The 16,176-nt window shown below is 72.0% G+C and carries 16 protein-coding genes; 4 read left to right on the forward strand and 12 right to left on the reverse strand.

Going from position 1 to position 16,176, the window contains the following annotated elements:
- Positions 1-124: 124 nt before the first annotated feature.
- The 3 genes from AB0F91_RS29295 to AB0F91_RS29305 form a co-directional block, all read right to left on the reverse strand.
- Positions 125-532 (reverse strand): DUF3040 domain-containing protein, encoded by a 408-nt coding sequence (locus tag AB0F91_RS29295; RefSeq protein ID WP_360602546.1) that lies wholly within the window; start codon positions 530-532, stop codon positions 125-127.
- A gap of 232 nt (positions 533-764) precedes the next feature.
- On the reverse strand, positions 765-1,982 hold the full coding sequence (gene dinB, locus AB0F91_RS29300) for a DNA polymerase IV (RefSeq protein ID WP_360602745.1): 1,218 nt from the start codon (positions 1,980-1,982) through the stop codon (positions 765-767).
- Between the two features lie 91 nt (positions 1,983-2,073).
- Positions 2,074-2,811 carry a methyltransferase domain-containing protein gene (locus AB0F91_RS29305; protein ID WP_360602548.1) on the reverse strand — a complete coding sequence of 246 codons (738 nt, stop codon included), beginning with the start codon at positions 2,809-2,811 and terminating at the stop codon, positions 2,074-2,076.
- Between the two features lie 117 nt (positions 2,812-2,928).
- On the opposite strand from AB0F91_RS29305, the gene AB0F91_RS29310 reads away from it, so the two are divergent.
- From AB0F91_RS29310 to AB0F91_RS29325, 4 genes are all read left to right on the forward strand, one after another.
- Positions 2,929-3,801 (forward strand): ParA family protein, encoded by an 873-nt coding sequence (locus AB0F91_RS29310; protein WP_360602550.1) that lies wholly within the window; start codon positions 2,929-2,931, stop codon positions 3,799-3,801.
- Positions 3,802-3,804: 3 nt separating this feature from the next.
- A complete protein-coding gene (locus tag AB0F91_RS29315) occupies positions 3,805-4,608 on the forward strand; it encodes a DNA-formamidopyrimidine glycosylase family protein (protein ID WP_360602552.1) in 804 nt (267 codons plus the stop codon).
- A gap of 536 nt (positions 4,609-5,144) precedes the next feature.
- Positions 5,145-5,711: a GNAT family protein gene (locus tag AB0F91_RS29320; protein WP_360602554.1), complete on the forward strand. Its 567-nt coding sequence runs from the start codon at positions 5,145-5,147 to the stop codon at positions 5,709-5,711.
- A gap of 79 nt (positions 5,712-5,790) precedes the next feature.
- A complete protein-coding gene (locus AB0F91_RS29325; RefSeq protein ID WP_360602556.1) occupies positions 5,791-6,822 on the forward strand; it encodes a quinone-dependent dihydroorotate dehydrogenase in 1,032 nt (343 codons plus the stop codon).
- A 315-nt stretch (positions 6,823-7,137) separates the two neighbouring features.
- Here the strand turns inward: AB0F91_RS29325 and AB0F91_RS29330 are convergent, their stop codons facing one another.
- The 9 genes from AB0F91_RS29330 to AB0F91_RS29370 all read right to left on the reverse strand — a co-directional run bounded on the left by AB0F91_RS29330 (position 7,138) and on the right by AB0F91_RS29370 (position 16,169).
- Complete coding sequence (locus AB0F91_RS29330) at positions 7,138-8,883, reverse strand: allophanate hydrolase (protein WP_360602558.1); 1,746 nt, start codon at positions 8,881-8,883, stop codon at positions 7,138-7,140.
- A gap of 347 nt (positions 8,884-9,230) precedes the next feature.
- Positions 9,231-10,214 (reverse strand): hypothetical protein, encoded by a 984-nt coding sequence (locus tag AB0F91_RS29335; RefSeq protein WP_360602560.1) that lies wholly within the window; start codon positions 10,212-10,214, stop codon positions 9,231-9,233.
- Positions 10,215-10,249: 35 nt separating this feature from the next.
- Positions 10,250-11,095, reverse strand: coding sequence for a PspA/IM30 family protein (locus tag AB0F91_RS29340; protein WP_360602562.1), 846 nt, complete (start codon positions 11,093-11,095; stop codon positions 10,250-10,252).
- 240 nt (positions 11,096-11,335) lie between these two features.
- A complete protein-coding gene (locus AB0F91_RS29345; protein ID WP_360602564.1) occupies positions 11,336-11,806 on the reverse strand; it encodes a helix-turn-helix transcriptional regulator in 471 nt (156 codons plus the stop codon).
- Between the two features lie 100 nt (positions 11,807-11,906).
- Positions 11,907-12,383 (reverse strand): CinA family protein, encoded by a 477-nt coding sequence (locus tag AB0F91_RS29350; protein ID WP_360602566.1) that lies wholly within the window; start codon positions 12,381-12,383, stop codon positions 11,907-11,909.
- Positions 12,383-12,979, reverse strand: coding sequence for a CDP-diacylglycerol--glycerol-3-phosphate 3-phosphatidyltransferase (pgsA, locus tag AB0F91_RS29355; RefSeq protein ID WP_360602747.1), 597 nt, complete (start codon positions 12,977-12,979; stop codon positions 12,383-12,385). Before pgsA ends, AB0F91_RS29350 begins: the two co-directional genes overlap by 1 nt.
- A gap of 110 nt (positions 12,980-13,089) precedes the next feature.
- A complete protein-coding gene (gene rimO / locus AB0F91_RS29360) occupies positions 13,090-14,538 on the reverse strand; it encodes a 30S ribosomal protein S12 methylthiotransferase RimO (protein ID WP_360602568.1) in 1,449 nt (482 codons plus the stop codon).
- 118 nt (positions 14,539-14,656) lie between these two features.
- Positions 14,657-15,520: an AAA family ATPase gene (locus AB0F91_RS29365; RefSeq protein ID WP_360602749.1), complete on the reverse strand. Its 864-nt coding sequence runs from the start codon at positions 15,518-15,520 to the stop codon at positions 14,657-14,659.
- Positions 15,444-16,169, reverse strand: coding sequence for an AAA family ATPase (locus AB0F91_RS29370; protein ID WP_360602570.1), 726 nt, complete (start codon positions 16,167-16,169; stop codon positions 15,444-15,446). Before AB0F91_RS29370 ends, AB0F91_RS29365 begins: the two co-directional genes overlap by 77 nt.
- Between the last annotated feature and the right edge of the window lie 7 nt (positions 16,170-16,176).

Raw genomic sequence — 16,176 nt, forward strand, 5'->3', positions numbered from 1 at the left:
CAAGATCGAAGGGGCCTCAGCCAACGCCCCGTCGCCGTGGGGCATCGACTGGCCCCGCGCACACGAGAATCCGCGCTCCACCCCAGCCGGGTGAAGCGCGGATCCCACGATCTGCCGAAGGGAGCTACTGCTCCTCGAAGCGCTGGCGGAAGCGCTCTTCCATGCGCTGCGTGAACGAACTCTTGCCGCCCGATCCCTTGCCGCCGCCACCGCCGCGGCCGGAGTCTTTGCCGCCTCCGCCGCTGTCGCCGTGGCGTATCGACGTGACCGCCATCAAGACCCCGAAGAACATCACGAGGAACCCCAGCACGCTGATCAACGGGATGTCGGCGACCCGCAGCACGGGCACCACCACGCCGAGCACCAGGAGCGCTACCCCCACCACGAACAGCGCGATCCCTTGGATGCGCCGTCGACGGGCGGGGCGGCGCAACCGGGTGCCACGCACCGTGGATGCGAACTTGGGGTCCTCGGCATAGAGCTCGCGCTCGATCTGATCGAGCAGCCGCTGCTCATGCTCGGAGAGTGGCATCTTTCCTCCTCCGGCACAGCTGTCGCGGGCGCCGGGCCGCGCAACGTTCTGGACCCAACAGCCAGCCCCAGGCGGGGTGGCACTGTCCAGGATACGAGCCCCGCGCGCGTCCGACTACCCGATCCCGCATCCAGAAGGGATCGAATTGGGGGAAATCACGACTGACGTGGGTTGACACTGGGTCACGACGGCCCGCGAGCGGCACCACGGACAACACCATGGGCGGCACAGGTCACGTCTCCCGGGGCGTCAGCAACGACGCGGGGCGCACGGCAGCCGACCCGAACTTCGACCTCGCCACGTCGGCAGCCACTTCCGCGTCGCGCCAGCGCGGCTCGGCGGAGGCGAACTGGAGCTGCTCGCCGCCCTCGCCCGTGTCGAGGCTCTCCACGCGCACACCGATCAGCCGCACGGCGCCCGTAGGCGCGTGCTCGGCGAGCAGCTCGACCGCCGTCCGGTGGATGTCGCGAGCCACGTCCGTGGCCGCGTACAGGGTGCGCGCCCGGGTGATCGTGGTGAAGTCGGAGAAGCGGACCTTGATCGACACCGTGCGCCCGCGCAGTCCACGCGCCCGCAGGGTCGCGCCGACCCGTTCGGACAGCCGCAACAGCTCCAGCCCCAGCTCGTCGCGGCTGTGCCGGTCGACGTCGAAGGTCCGCTCCGCCCCGATCGACTTCTCCGCCGTCTCGGGGACCACGGCGCGGTCGTCGTGCCCGTTGGCGAGCGCCCACAGGTGCTCCCCCATCGCGTTGCCCAGCGACCGCCGCAACCGCGCGGGTGGCGCGGCGGCGACGTCGGCGATCGTGTGCAGCGCCTGCTCCCGCAGCTGCGCCTCGGTGCGCTTCCCCACGCCCCAGAGGGCCGAGACCGGCAACGGGTGCAGAAACGCCAGCGTCTCGGCCGCCGGCACCACGACCATCCCGTCGGGTTTCGCCATCCCCGACGCGAGCTTCGCGACGAACTTGACCTTCGCGACGCCCACCGAGCACGTGATCCCGTGCTCGGCCTGAACCCGTGAACGGATCCGCGCGCCCAGCTGCGCGGGGGTCGCCCCCAGCCGCCGCAGCGCCCCGCTCACGTCCAGGAAGGCCTCGTCGAGGCTCAGCGGCTCCACGAGCGGCGTGAGCTCGCGGAAGATGTCCATCACCTGCCGCGAAACCTCGCCGTAGAGCCCCGACGTGGGCGTGAGGCAGACCAGGTGCGGGCACAGCCGTTTCGCCGTGGAGAACGGCATCGCCGAGTGCACGCCGTACTTGCGCGCCGGGTAGTTGGCGGCGGCCACCACCGACCGGGGCCCGCCGCCGGACACGACGACGGGTTTGCCCGTCAGCTCAGGCCGTGTCCTCAGCTCGCACGACACGAAGAACGCGTCCATGTCCACGTGCAGGATCCCGCAGCCGGTGTCGTCCGGCAGCGTCTCGGCACCCGTGGTGACGCGGTAGCGGGCCATGCCGCTGGGCAGTTCGGCGTTTCTGCTCCCCACGGGACCGACGCTACCGGGGACCACCGACAATTCCGGGAACGCCCTGCTCGAGGGAGGTTCAGACCTGCGCGGGCCGCGCTATCGCGTGCAGCCGCCCGGCCACGTCGCGCAACGCCGGCACCGCGGCCGCCGCCAGCTCGAACTCCGCCAGCTCGTCCTCGCGCACCTCGCCGGGCACGACGTCGGAGATCACACGGTCGCCCTGCAGCAACGTCACGTCGAGGCCCGCCGCCACCAGCAGGTCGGTCAGGCCGGCGCTGTCGAAGCGGCGCAGCACGGTGTCGCGCCCGCCGGGCACCACGCCGTCGGCGCCGCCGAGCAACCGCTGGGCCTCGGCGATCCGGCCGGCCAGCGCGCGGTGCAGCACGGCCGCGTTGCGGTTGGCCACGAGCACGGACAGCGCCCCGCCGGGTGCGACGGCCGCGGCCAGCGCGGCGAGCGCCACCGCCGGGTCGTCGACGACTTCGAGCAGGCCGTGGGCGAGCACGAGGTCGGCCGAACCGGCCGCGACGTGGGCGCCGAGGGCATCCGAGTCGTCCGCGATCACCGTGATCCGGTGCGAGACGCCCTCCTCCTCGGCCCGCCGACGCAGCGTCGCCAGCGCGTTGGGATTGGGCTCGACCACGGTCACGAGGCAACCCGCCGACGCGAACGGCACCGCCCAGCCGCCACTGCCGCCGCCGACGTCGACGACGGAGGGCTGCTCCACGCCCCGGACGCGGGCCGCCCGCAGCTCCGCCTCGAGCGCCCGGCGTACGGCGCCCGAACCCCGGGCCGCCACGGTGTCCGTCTTCATAGTCGGACAGGGTAGTGCCCGCCTGCCGGTCACCCGCCGTCACCCGGGCCTGCCCGGAAGAGGTGTTCGGCACCTTCCTCGCGACCCGCCCCGCCCGCGGCCCGTAGGCTGTGTCGAGTGCACACGGTCGCCGTTCTCAGCCTCAAGGGTGGCGTCGGTAAAACGACGGTCGCGCTCGGTATCGCGTCGGCCGCTCTGCGTAGGGGTACCCGCACACTCGTGGCCGACCTCGACCCGCAGGGCAACGCCACCACCTCGCTCGACCCGCCCTACACCGACGCGACACTCGCCGACGTCCTCGAGACCCCCGCGCGGGCGGTCCTCGAACGCGCGATCGCGCCCAGCGTGTGGAGCGACGAGGTCGACGTGCTGGTCGGCGCCGAGGAGCTGGAGCTGCTCAACGAGCCCGACTCCGACGGCCGGCGCCTGGAGAACCTCTCGCGCGCCCTCGACGAGCTGCACCAGAACCCGCTGCGTGACGAGCCGTACGAGCTCGTGGTCATCGACTGCCCGCCGTCACTCGGCCGGCTGACCAAGTCGGCCCTCGTGGCGGCCGACAGCGCACTGATCGTCACCGAGCCCACGATGTACGCCGTGGCAGGCGCCCAGCGCGCGCTGGAGGCCATCGAGCGCATCCGCGAGGAGAGCAACCCGGGCCTTCGCCCGATCGGCGTGCTGGTCAACAAGCTGCGCGTGCGCTCCTACGAGCACCAGTTCCGCGTCGCCGAACTGCGCGAGAACTTCGGCTCGCTGGTGATGCCCACGGCGATCCCCGACCGGCTGGCCGTGCAGCAGGCACAGGGCGCGTGCAGCCCGATCCACGAGTGGCACTCCCCCGGTGCCCAGGAGATCGCGCTGACGTTCAACATGGTGCTGGCGAAGATCCTGCGGTCCAACCGCGCCGGTCGCCACCGCGTGCGCGGCGACGGGGACCAGGCCCTCGAGACCACCGCCGAGTCGCCGGCGCCCGTGCCCGACGCCGCGGGCTGAGCCGTGCCCGAGGGCGACACCGTCTTCCTGGTCGGCAAGCTGCTCGACAAGGCGCTGGCCGGGAAAACGCTGGTGCGCGGGGAGTTCCGCCACCCCGAGCTGGCCACTGTGGACCTTTCGGGCCGTGACGTGCTCGGCGTCGGCACGGTCGGCAAGCACCTGTTCACCCGCTTCTCCGGCGACCTCACGCTCCACAGCCACCTGCGCATGGACGGCAGCTGGGACATCTACCCCGCCGGCGGCCGCTGGCGCACCCCGGCCCACCACGCGCGCGTGATCCTCGCGACCGCCGACGTGCAGGCGATCGGCTTCCGCGTCCACGACCTCAAACTCGTGCCCACGACGGGGGAACACGACCTCGTCGCCCACCTCGGCCCCGATCTGCTCGATCCACAGTGGAGCGACGAGCACGCGGAGAAAGCCGCGGCCGCACTGGCCGCACGGCCGGACCGCGAGCTGGGTGACGCGTTGCTCGACCAGCGCGTGATGGCCGGCGTCGGCAACCTGTACAAGGTCGAGATCTGCCACCTGCTCAAGGTTTCGCCGTGGACACCGGTGTCCGAAGTGGACACCCGGAGGGTCGTGGCGCTGGCCCGGAAGCTGCTGCTGGCCAACGCGTGGCGCCACGAGCAGGTGACCACCGGCGACCTCGCCCGCGGCCGGCGCAACTGGGTCTACGAGCGCACGCGCCAGGGCTGTTTTCGCTGCGGCGGCCGGGTCGAGGTATACGACCAGGGCGAAGGCGTCCACCGGCGGCCCACGTGGTTCTGCCCGCGCTGCCAGCCCGGCCCCCGTCCGGTGCCCTGAACCGCCGCGCCGGACAACACCGCGCAACCGCCCGCGCCCGTTGTCCCCGCCCCGCCGCCGCTGTTCGCGCCGGGCGAACGAATTCGGACATCCCAGGCAGGCAACCGTGAGTTCGCCCAAATGATGTTGCCGGGCACCGGCATTCGCGGTTAGCGTGGTCTTACACGAGAGAGGAGGTGGTCCTAAGTTGTATTCTCACAGGACTCGTGAGGTGGCTGTCCGCTAGCGGATGGCACGCGTAGGGACTTTGAGCAGCGATACAACCTGAGCCACCTTCGGCTCATCGCCTGCTTCGCGTGTTTGCCTGATAGCGAATACCAGGCAGTCACCGGGCTCCCGGGGCTTTCGAGCACCGGTCCGGCTTGGACTCGGACGTTTGACGGCGTCCGAGAGGCGCCCCGGGAGCACCCCTTCATCTACGAGATCTCGCCGCCGGGCCCCACTGGGCGACCGTCCGGCGATCGATCTCCCTTCTTCGCCGATCAATCGGCACGGGCGCATACCCCGAACGGCCGTACGTGGCTAGCCTGAACGGCATGCTCAGGCCCGACTACCCGATCACGACGGAACGGTTGCTCCTGCGCCCGTTCAAGCTCGAGGACCTCGACGCGCTGAACTCCTTCCAGTCCCGGGCCGACGTCTCCCGCTACCTCTACTGGGGACCACGCAGCCGGGCCGAATCCGCCGCCGCGCTCGCGAAGCGGGTGCACAGCTCGACGCTGACGCAGGAGGGCCAGTTCCTCGCCGTCGCGGTCGAGCTCGCCGAGACCGGTCAGCTGATCGGCGATCTGAACCTCGAGTACCTCAGCTCCGAGCACCGCCAGGGCGAGCTCGGGTTCGTCTACCACCCCGACCACCACGGCCGCGGCCTCGCGCTGGAGGCGACGAAGGAGCTGCTGCGCCTCGGGTTCGAGGACCTCGGCCTGCATCGCATCGTGGGGCGCTGCGACGGCCGCAACAGCGCGTCGAGCGCCCTGATGGAACGCCTCGGGATGCGCAAGGAAGCGCACCTGAGGGAGAACGAGATCGTCAAGGGCGAGTGGACCGACGAACTGGTCTACGCCATGCTCGAAGACGAGTGGAAGGAAAGCGCCGCCGGCTGAGGAGTGCCTTCGCACGGCGACCGGCGCCACAAGCGACCTGCCGGGCGCCGGTCCGGAGCCGATGAGGCAGCATGGGCGCGTGCTCTTCGAGAAGATCGCCCGCCCCGGGCTGTACCGGCTGGCCTACCACGATCCCGAGCTGGTGCACGAGCGCACCGTGCGGCTGCTGAGCCGCGTGGGCCCGGCGCTAGGGCCGCTCGCGCGGGTCTACGGCACCGACGACCCCGTCACCGTGCTGGGGCTGCGGTTCCCGAACCGCGTGGGGCTGGCCGCGGGCATGGACAAGAACGGACGCGCGCTCACTGCGTGGCCGGCACTGGGGTTCGGGTTCGTCGAGGTCGGCACCGTCACCCGGCACGCGCAGCCGGGGAACCCGAAGCCGCGGTTGTTCAGCCTCCCCGAGAGCGACGCCGTGATCAACCGGATGGGCTTCAACAACGACGGCGCCGAGGCCCTGGCCCGCCGGCTCGCCACGCAGGGCAAGCCCCGCGTGCCCCTGGGGATCAGCATCGGCAAGTCCAAGGTGACCCCGCTCGACGAGGCCGTGGCCGACTACCGGTTCTCGTTGCGCGCGCTGCACCCGTACGCCGACTACTTCGCCGTCAACGTCAGCTCCCCCAACACTCCGGGACTGCGCGCGTTGCAGGACAAGGCCGCGCTGGGCGAGCTGCTCGCCGAGCTGCGCATCACGTCCGCGGAGCTGGGCGGGGACACGCCGCTGCTGGTGAAGGTCGCGCCAGACCTCACGGACGAGGCGCTCGCGGAGCTGCTCGAGGTGTGCCTCGGCCACGGCGTCGCGGGGCTCATCGCCACCAACACCACGCTCTCCCGCGACGGCGTCGTCCCGGCCGAAGCGCACCTCGCCACCGAAGCCGGCGGCCTGTCCGGCCGCCCGCTCACGGCGCGCTCGCTCGAAGTCGTCCGCTTCGTCCACGACCACACCGAGGGCAAGCTGCCGATCATCGGCGTCGGCGGCATCCTCGGCCCGGACGACGCCACCCGGCTGCTCGACGCGGGCGCCAGCCTCGTGCAGCTCTACACCGGCTTCGCACTGCACGGACCGGCACTGGTGCGCCGCGTCAGCCGGGGCATCGCCGGCCGGCCGGCCTGACCGGTCCGGAAGGCACTGGTCCAGCCGGCGTCCGGACGGCACCTCCTCGACACAGGTGGCCCGGGCAGCGACCAGGTTCGCGCACTGCCGACCCGGGCTCATGCGCCGCGTCAGCCGAGGGGTGGCCGAGCAGCCGTTTTGACTGACCTCCGGCAACTCCACCACGTCTCGTCCCGGGCCAAGATCGGTGCGCCGCCCGACCGAAGCCAGCGCGTCCAGCAGCCCGAGCGGCCGCCGACACTCGACACAGCACCAGCCTCGTGCAGCCCCCGACACCGGCTTCGCCTCGCGGGAGCCGGCTCTCGGGCAGCCGTGTCAGCCGGGGGATCGCAGGCCGGCCGTGCTGGCGAACCGCAGGTAGCCGCGCCACGACTCGTAGCGGTCGAGGTTCGGCGCGCCGCGGGTGGCGGCCGGTGGGCACAGCACCGCGAGCGACGTGCTGCCGTCCTCAAGCTCCACGTGACCGAGCACGAACGGCTCCGGCAGCGCTGCGGCGAACCGGCCGAGCCCCGCCGGCGAAAGCCGCCAGAGCTCGCCGTCGAGCGGTTCGCTGCCGGGGATCACGCCGGGCTGCGGCGGTTCGGTGTCGAGCAGCACCATGCGGTACCGCTCGGCGGTCCGGACCGGCGCGACAAAACGCGCGCCCCGCAGCTCGTCGTGCAGAGGCTGGCCCCGCAAGTGCGCGCCGAACACGACCAGGTCGGTACCTTCGGCCGGGTACGGCTCGCTCGCCTGCTCCCCGGTGAGCACCGCGGCGAGGTCGAGCGCGATCTGGTCCTCGAACGCCCGCACGGCGATCGTGACGCCGAACGGCCGCTGGTCCCCGGGCGCGACCGGCACGGTCACGGCGGCGAGGTCGAGGACGTTCACGAACGCGCTGTACGTCCCCAGCCGCGCGCTCACGCCGACCGGGTCGGCCAGCGCCTCACCGAGGTCCGGATGATCGGTCACCGTGGGCAGTAGCAGCGCGTCGCACTCGCCCAGCGCTTCGCGGGCCGCCGCGCGCAGCCCGGCGACCTGGCCGTGAGCGTCGGCCAGCTCGTGGGCCAGATGCGTCCCTGCCGCGGCGAAGACCCCGGCGGCCGTCGGATCGCCACCTTCCGGTTTCCCGGCCAGGACGTCTCCGGCCAACGCGTGGCGCTCGGCCACCAGCACGCTGCTGCAGAGCAGCTCCCCGGCTTCGAAGAACAACCCGAGTTCGATCGGCTCGATCACCGCGCCGGACGCCTCCAACGAAGCCACGGCCACCCCGAACGCGCGCCTCGCCGGTCCGCACAACGCGGCGAGCCCGGCGTCGTCGGGGATCGCGACGCGCGGCCGCTCCCCCGCGCCGAGCCGGACGTCGGCGGGCCATTCGCGCACGGACGCGTCCTGGCCGTCGGGACCGGTCAGCACGGCGAGCGCGCGCTGGCCGAGCGTGAGGCTGCTGGCGAACACCGAAACGCAGTCGAACGACGGCGACGTCGGCAAAACCCCGGTCTTCGGCACGAGCCCGAGGGTCGGTTTGAGGCCCACCACGGCGTTCAGCGCCGCGGCGACGCGGCCGGAACCGGCGGTGTCAGTACCGAGCGCGAGGTCGGCGATCCCGAGTGCGACGGCCACGGCCGGACCGCTGCTGGACCCACCCGCGACCTTCTGGGGGTCGCCGGCCGAAGCCACCGGGCCGTACGGGCTGCGCGTGCCGGCCGGCCCGGAGGCGAACCGGGCGAGGTTCGTCTTGCCCAGCACCACGGCACCCGCGCCGGTGAGCCGCGTGACCGCCGTGGCGCTGGTCACGGGCAGCTGCGAAAAGCCCGGGCCCCCCGCGGTGGTGGGCAGCCCGGCGACGTCGATGAGATCCGTGACCGCGAGGACGGTTCCGGCCAGCGGGAGGTGCTCCCCGGCGCGGACGCGCTCGTCGACGGACTTCGCGTCGACCAGCACCTCCTCCAGCGTGCGGAGGCTGATCCACAGCTCGGGGCGGTCGACTTGCGCGAGGCGTTCGAACGCGGCCACCACCCGCTGGTGCGAGCTGGGCGGCGGGACGGGCACGGGTTCCGGTTCGGGCGGGAGCGTGGTCACGGGGGGTCCTTTCCTCGACGGAACGGAAGAGTCCACTGTGTACGTCCGGCGCCACGGAACCTCAGGCCACGGCGCCGATCCTGGCGGATGCCACCACTGACTTCATGAGAAAAACGTTAAACCGCACGTGTTTCCGTAACCAGCTGTTTCGGATTACGCCATTGTTTCGGTATTCGGGGACACTCACCCACCGTCGGCGCGAAGTGCCGAGGACTAGGCCGACCGGAAAACCGAACTGCGCCATCCGGTTCGTTCCGGTGCCGCACACAGCACCCGGTGACCGCACGGGAATCCGCGCACGCGGGAGAAATCACCCGCGGAAACCCGCCGCACGGCGTGGCGAACGGCTACGACAGGTCTCGTAATGCCAACGCGAGCCCCGCGAGGTGGTCGGTCGCGTCGGTCAGCGCCTGCTTGGACGTGCCCATGCCGTCGCTGCTGGCCGCGACCGCGCGTCCCGCCGCGGCGACCAGGCTGCCGAAACCTTCGATGCCGTCGTCCAGCTGCTCGCGCAGCTTCGCCACGGCCGCGTCCAGCGCGCCGCGCTCACGTTCGGGGGCGGAGTTGCGGCCGCGTTCGATGGCCTGGATGCGGGCGGCCAGACCACGCAGGGCGCGGGCCGCTTCCTGGGCCGTGGCGCGGGCGTCGGCCACGGAGACCTCGGGGATGGCGGCGGTGCCCAGCGAGGTGGGCACGGACAGCTGCCGCAGCAGCTCACCGAGGGAGGCTTCGGACTCCGCCAGGCGTTCCATCGGTTCGCGGGCGGCCGAGGCGGCCGGGGGCAGCGGCGGCGGGGCCGCGCTGCTCGCCTGGGGAAGTTCGAGTTTCTTCAGCTGGCGCAGCTTCAGTCCGGTCCGCACGCTGAACGTGCCGAACACGACCGTGCCGAACCCCGCGAGCACAGTCTGGGCCACGTCGGTGCCGCCGGCGCCCATCAGGCCCGTGCCGGCGAGCACGGTCAGGACGCCGAGCAGGATCGTGATGAGCAGCCACAACGTCAACACCCGGGAGGTGCGGGTGATGCGCCGCTGGTGCTTGGCCGCGGGTTCGTTCCACCGCTGCCACTTCGCGCGTACCTCGGCCACGGCCGGGACCTGACCGGCCATTTGCGCGAACGCAGTGGGCACGGCCGTGCGGCGGACCACGGGCGACGCGGGACGTTTTGGCGGAGCCGGCCTCGCGGCGGGCTTCCCGCCGGCCTCATCGGCCGGCGGGAAGTACCGCTGCAGCTTCTCCTGCGCGCGCTGGGCGTACTCCGGCAGCTTCTCGATGTGCTTCTCGAGCTTGGCGTTGAACTCGTTGAAGTCCCGCCGTCCGCCGCTGCCGGTCATGCCCCACCCCTGGGAGTCGTCCTCGCGCCCGGCGGTCAGGCCGGGTTCTTGCCCTGCTCGGCCTGCACGCGGGCCTGGATCTCACGCTGGATGTCCGCGGTGCCCGCCGTGCCGGCCGACTTCGCGGCGCCGCCACCGTCGGTGACCTGCGCGACCGAGTCACCGCGCATCGACGCGCGGATCTGCTCCAGGCGCGAGTGGCCCGCCATCTGCGTGGCGGACTCCTGCACCTCCAGCATGCGGCCCTGCACCGAGTTCTGCGCCAGCTCGGCCTGGCCCAGCGCGGTGGTGTAACGCTTCTCGATCTTGTCGCGGACCTCTTCCAGCGACGGCGTGTTGCCCGGCGCGGCCAGCTGGCTCATCTGGTTCAGCGACGCGGAGACCTGCTCCTGCATCTTCGCCTGCTCCAGCTGCGAGAGCAGCTTGGTGCGCTCGGCCAGCTTCTGCTGCAGCATCGTGGCGTTGCGCTCCACGGCCTTCTTGGCCTGGGCCGCGGCCTGCAGCGACTGGTCGTGCAGCGTCTTGAGGTCTTCGATGCTCTGCTCGGCGGTGACGAGCTGCGCGGCGAAGCTCTCCGCCGCGGTCTCGAACTCGGTCGCCTTCTGCTCGTCGCCCTTGCCGCGGGCCTCGTCGGCGAGCACCAGCGCCTGCCGGGTCGACGCCTGCAGCTTCTCGACCTCGCCGAGCTGCCGGTTGAGCTTCATCTCCAGCTGGCGCTGGTTGCCGATCACGGAGGCGGCCTGCTGCGTCAGCGCCTGGTGGTTGCGCTGTGCCTCCTCGATGGCCTGCTGGATCTGCACCTTCGGGTCGGCGTGCTCGTCGATCTTCGACGAGAACGACGCCATGAGGTACTTCCAGAACTTCACGAACGGGTTGGCCATCTCCTCCGCCTGCCTTCTTGCGTCCCACGGGCCCTGAGTTGTCTCGAGGTGGGGCGTCGCTCCCCTAGTTCACAACGTCCCGACCCCGGCGTTGGGTTCCATCGTGTCAGGTCAGCCCCTGCCGTTCCAGGCGACCCCGGGGGAATTCAGGGACGACCCTGATCGATCCTGTGAATACGCGTACGGCCCCGGGGTCACTCCCCGGGGCCGTACGCGTACGAAGCGTTTCTCTGCGCGTTCCTAAGCGGCGATCGTCGACGCGAGCTTCGGCGCGCCGATCGTGGTCCGCAGCTGGGTGCTCATCCGCGGACCGGGCGAAAGCCGCAGGTCGGACAAGTCGTCGCCGACCAGCTCGGAGACGAGGCGGCCGCCTTCGAACCCGCTCGCCGACGCGGTGGCTTCCCGCTCCGCCGGCACAGTCTCCCGCGGGGCGCCGTCGACCACGCGCTCGTCGACGGGGGCGACCTCCACCGACTCGAGGGCCGACACGTCGGCCGCGACCTTGTGGAGCAACTCGCCGAGCGGAAGGTCCAAGGCGTCGCAGATGGACGCCAGCAGCTCGCTGGAGGCCTCCTTCTGACCGCGCTCGACCTCGGACAGGTAGCCGAGGCTCACCCTGGCGGCGCGGGAGATGTCACGCAGCGTTCGACGCTGGTTGGTGCGGGCATGACGGAGCCGATCACCGATCGCCTCACGCAACAGCACGGTCATCACGCGCCTCCCTTCCCAAACTGGTGCCTCCTACGTTACCCAGAGCGGTGCCCCGAGCGCAGGACTTGACACGTACGTCCGCCAAGGGCGAACGCCCCGTTCAGTGTAGATGTTCCCCGAGCAGGGAAAACGCCGAACGCACCGAAGCAGTCCTGATCATGTCGCGGTCACCGGTCTCCGCCAGGGTACGGACGATTCGCGTCGAGGGCCCGCTGAGCCCGATGTGCACGGTCCCCGGAGGGACCCCGTCCTGGGCGGTCGGGCCCGCGACTCCGGTCAACCCCAGGCCCCAGGTGGCGCCGCAGCGTTCGCGCGCGCCGTCGGCCAGTTGCGCCGCCACCTCGGGGTGCACGGCGCCGTGCTCGGCCAGCAACTCCTCGTCCACGCCCGCCAGCGCGGCCTTGAGCTCTGTGGCGTAGACGACGAGCCCGCCGCGCAGCACCACGCTCGCGCCCGGGATGCGCGCGACAGTGGCGCACACCAGCCCGGCGGTCAGCGACTCGGCCGTGGCCACGGTCTCGCCGCGTCGGGTCAGGACGGCCACCAGGTGCGCGGCCGCCTCGTCGAGCTCCGCCATCAAGCGCCCGTCGCCCGGCGGCCGGCCGCTCGCAGGCGGATCGCGCGGACCAGGTAGTCGGCACCGGTGACCACGGTCAGCAGGACCGCGAGCCCCATCAGCACCCAGCGCACCGGCTCGGCCCCGGCCGGCAGCGGCAGCAAGTAGACGACGATGGCGAGGATCTGGGTCATCGTTTTGGCCTTGCCCCCGCGGCTCGCCGGGATCACACCGTGACGAATCACCCAGAAGCGCAGAAGTGTGACGCCGATCTCCCTGACCGCGATCACGATCGTGACCCACCACGCCAACTCCCCGAGCACGCTGAGGCCCACGAGCGCGGCGCCGATGAGCGCCTTGTCCGCGATGGGGTCGGCGATCTTGCCGAAGTCGGTGATCAGGCCGTACTTGCGGGCGACCCAGCCGTCGACCTGGTCGGTGGCCGAGGCGATGACGAACAGGCCCGTGGCGATCGCGCGCCACGTGGTGTCCACGCCGTCGCCGGCGAAGAGCGCGAGGACGAACAGCGGCACCAGCACCAGCCGGGAGAGCGTGAGCAGGTTCGCGACGTTCAGCGTCGGGACGGGCGTCGGTTCGGGTACGGCAGGCTCGGGCATGCGGGCGGCCCCCGTTTCAGCAGGCACCTCGTGGGTCTGGGGGGCCGCTCCCTGGGACGACACCTCCGCGGCGCGGGGCATGCCCTCGCCGGCGTCGCTGGGTGCGGCACTCACCGGTCCGCGTCCGGCACCGGGCGGACGATCAGGTCGACCCCGGCGGAGTCGACGACCTCGCAGCGCACCAAATCGCCCACCTCGACGGCAGCACGGTCCGGGTCTTCGAGGATCACGCACTCGCCGTCGACCTCGGGCGCCTGGTGCGCGGCGCGGCCGACGGCGTCGTCGCCGTCCTCGGCCGCCTGCTCCACCAGCACGTCCACGAACGTGCCGATGCGATCTTCGGCCCGCTGGGCGGTGAGCTCTTCGACCAGCGCCGAAATCCGGGTGACGCGCTCGGTGACCACGGCGGGGTCGAGCTTGCCGTCGAAGGTCTCGGCCTCCGTGCCGTCCTCGTCGGAGTAGCCGAACACGCCCACGGCGTCGAGGCGCGCGCCGGTGAGGAAGCGTTCGAGCTCCGCGAGGTCCTCCTCGGTCTCGCCGGGGAACCCGACGATCACGTTGGTGCGGATCCCGGCCTCGGGCGCGTACTCGCGGATCTGCTCGGTGAGCGCGAGGAAAGAGTCGGTGGACCCGAACCGGCGCATCCGGCGCAGCACCTGCTCGCTCGAGTGCTGGAAGGACAGGTCGAAGTAGTCGGCGACGCCCGGCGTGGTCGCGATGGCCTTCACCAGCTGCGGCCGCGTCTCGGCGGGCTGCAGGTAGGACACGCGCACGCGGTCGATGCCCTCGATCTCGGCCAGGCGCGGCAGCAGCAGCTCGAGGGCGCGCGTGCCGTCCCGGCCGAAGTCCTTGCCGTAGGAGGTGGAGTTCTCGCTGACGAGGAACAGCTCCTTCACGCCGTTCTGGGCGAGCCACTGCGCCTCGGCGACGATTTCGTCCGGCTGACGCGAGACGAACGAGCCGCGGAACGAGGGGATGGCGCAGAACGAGCAGCGCCGGTCGCAGCCCGACGCGATCTTCAGCGCGGCCACGGGCGAGTCGTCGAGCCGGGTGCGCAGCACGCGCGGGCCCCAGCCGTGCTGGGCGTGCCCGGGGACCTCCACGGCCTCCGCGGCCGCGGGCCGCTGCACCGGGCTGATCGGCAGCAGCTTGCGCCGGTCCGACGGCGTGTGCGACGCGACCGTGCGGCCGGCCACGACGTCGTCGAGGCGGTCGGACAGCTCGGCGTAGTGGTCGAACCCGAGCACGGCGTCGGCCTCGGGCAGGCTCTCGGCCAGCTCCGTGCCGTAGCGCTCCGCCATGCACCCGACCGCCACGACCTTGCGGCCGGTGTCGGACGCCGCGAGCAGCGTGTCGACCGAGTCCTTCTTCGCCGACTCCACGAAGCCGCACGTGTTCACCACGACCACGTCGGAGTCCTCGGGGTCCGCCGCCAGTTCCCAGCCCCCGGCCGCGAGCCGTCCGGCCAGCTCCTCGGAGTCGACCTCGTTGCGGGCGCAGCCCAGGGTCACGAGGGAGACACGACGGCTGCGGGCTGGCTCAGTGGTGGGAGAAGGCACGACGTTCAGGGTAGCCGCCGCACCCGCGCCGGTCGGCGACGGCGTCACCCAGTGCGGTGGCCCGGCCCGGCCGGTGGGCGAGTCATCCGGCTCACCCCCCGGCGGACGGCGCCGGGGCTCACCCGTGCGGCGCCAGGTCCGCGAGGGTCAGCAGTGTCAGTTCGGCGTCGTCGACGAACTCGAGGTCGACGTCCGGGCCCGCGAGGCGCAGCGTCTGTGCGGCGATCCCCTGTTCGAGCAAACCGCGGGCGGAGCGGCCGTCGGCGAAGCCGCTGCCGCGGTCGAGCCCCGCGATGACCGCGGGCAGCGCCGCGGTGAGCTCGGGTGCGAGCCGGTAGCCGCGCTGGGTGGTCATCGCCGTGAAGATCGCGGCCAGCTGCTCGTCGGTGTAGTCCGCGAACTCGACGGTCCCGCAGAAGCGGGAGCGCAGACCGGCGTTGGCGTCGAGGAAGCGGTCCATGTCGGCGGGGTAGCCGGCGGCGATGACGATCAGGTCGTCGCGATGGTTCTCCATCTGGACGAGGAGCTCGGCCACCGCTTCGTGGCCGTAGTCGGCGCCGCCGCTGCCGTAGGTCTGCACCAGGTTGCAGGCCTCGTCGATGAACAGCACGCCACCGATCGCGCGTTCGCACACCTCGCGCGTCTTGGGCGCGGTCTGGCCGAGGTACTCCCCGATCAGGTCCGGCCGCGCGACCTCCGCCAGATGCCCGGACGACAGCAGCCCGAGCTCCCGGTACAGCCGCCCCATGAGCCACGCGACGGTGGTCTTCGCGGTGCCCGGGTTGCCGGTGAAGACGAGGGGCGGCTGCTCGCCCCGACGCGCAGCCCGGCTTTGCGCCGCCGCGCGTCCATCCGCGGCCCGGCGACGAGTGCGCGCACGCGTTGCTTGACGGCGTCGAGGCCGATCATGCCGTCGAGCTCGGCGAGCAGGTCGTCCAGTCCGCGGCGCGGACCGGCGTCGTCGGTGACGGCGACGCCGGATTCGCCGCGGCCCGGCAGGTCGGCGGCGACCAAAGTGGACAGTGCGGACGCGGGGATGTCCGGCTGCGCCGCGAGCCGGGCCGACTGCGTGCCGATCGTCGTCTCAGCACGCCGCGCGCGGAGCGGCCGTTGGCGAAGCCGCGGCCACGCGGGATGCTGCGCATGGCTTCGGGCAGCTCGGCCAGCGGATCGTCGGCGAGCTCGTAGCCCTGGCCCTGCGCGAGGACGCGGAAGATCCCGGCCAGCTCTTCCGAGGTGTAGTCGGGGAACTCGATCTTCGTGGCGAACCGCGAGCGCAGGCCCGGGTTCGTCTCCAGGAACTGGTCCATCTCCTTCGGGTAACCGGCCGCGAAGACGACGAGGTCGTCGCGGTGGTTCTCCATCTGGAGCAGGATCTCGGCGACGGCCTCGCGGCCGAAGTCGTCCTCCTTGTCCAGCGCGAGGCGGTAGGCCTCGTCGATGAAGAGCACGCCACCGGACGCGCGTTCGCACACCGCGCGGGTCTTCTTCGACGTCTCGCCGAGGTACTCGCCCACCAGGTCCGGCCTCGCGACCTCGACGACGTGGCCCCAGCACCCAAGCGCCTGGTAGGCCCTGCCGACCAGCCGCGCGACGCTGGTTTTCGCCGTGCCGGGGTTGCCGGTGAGCACGAGGTGC

It is taken from the genome of Amycolatopsis sp. NPDC023774 (genome assembly GCF_040639695.1).
Classification (GTDB): Bacteria; Actinomycetota; Actinomycetes; order Mycobacteriales; family Pseudonocardiaceae; genus Amycolatopsis.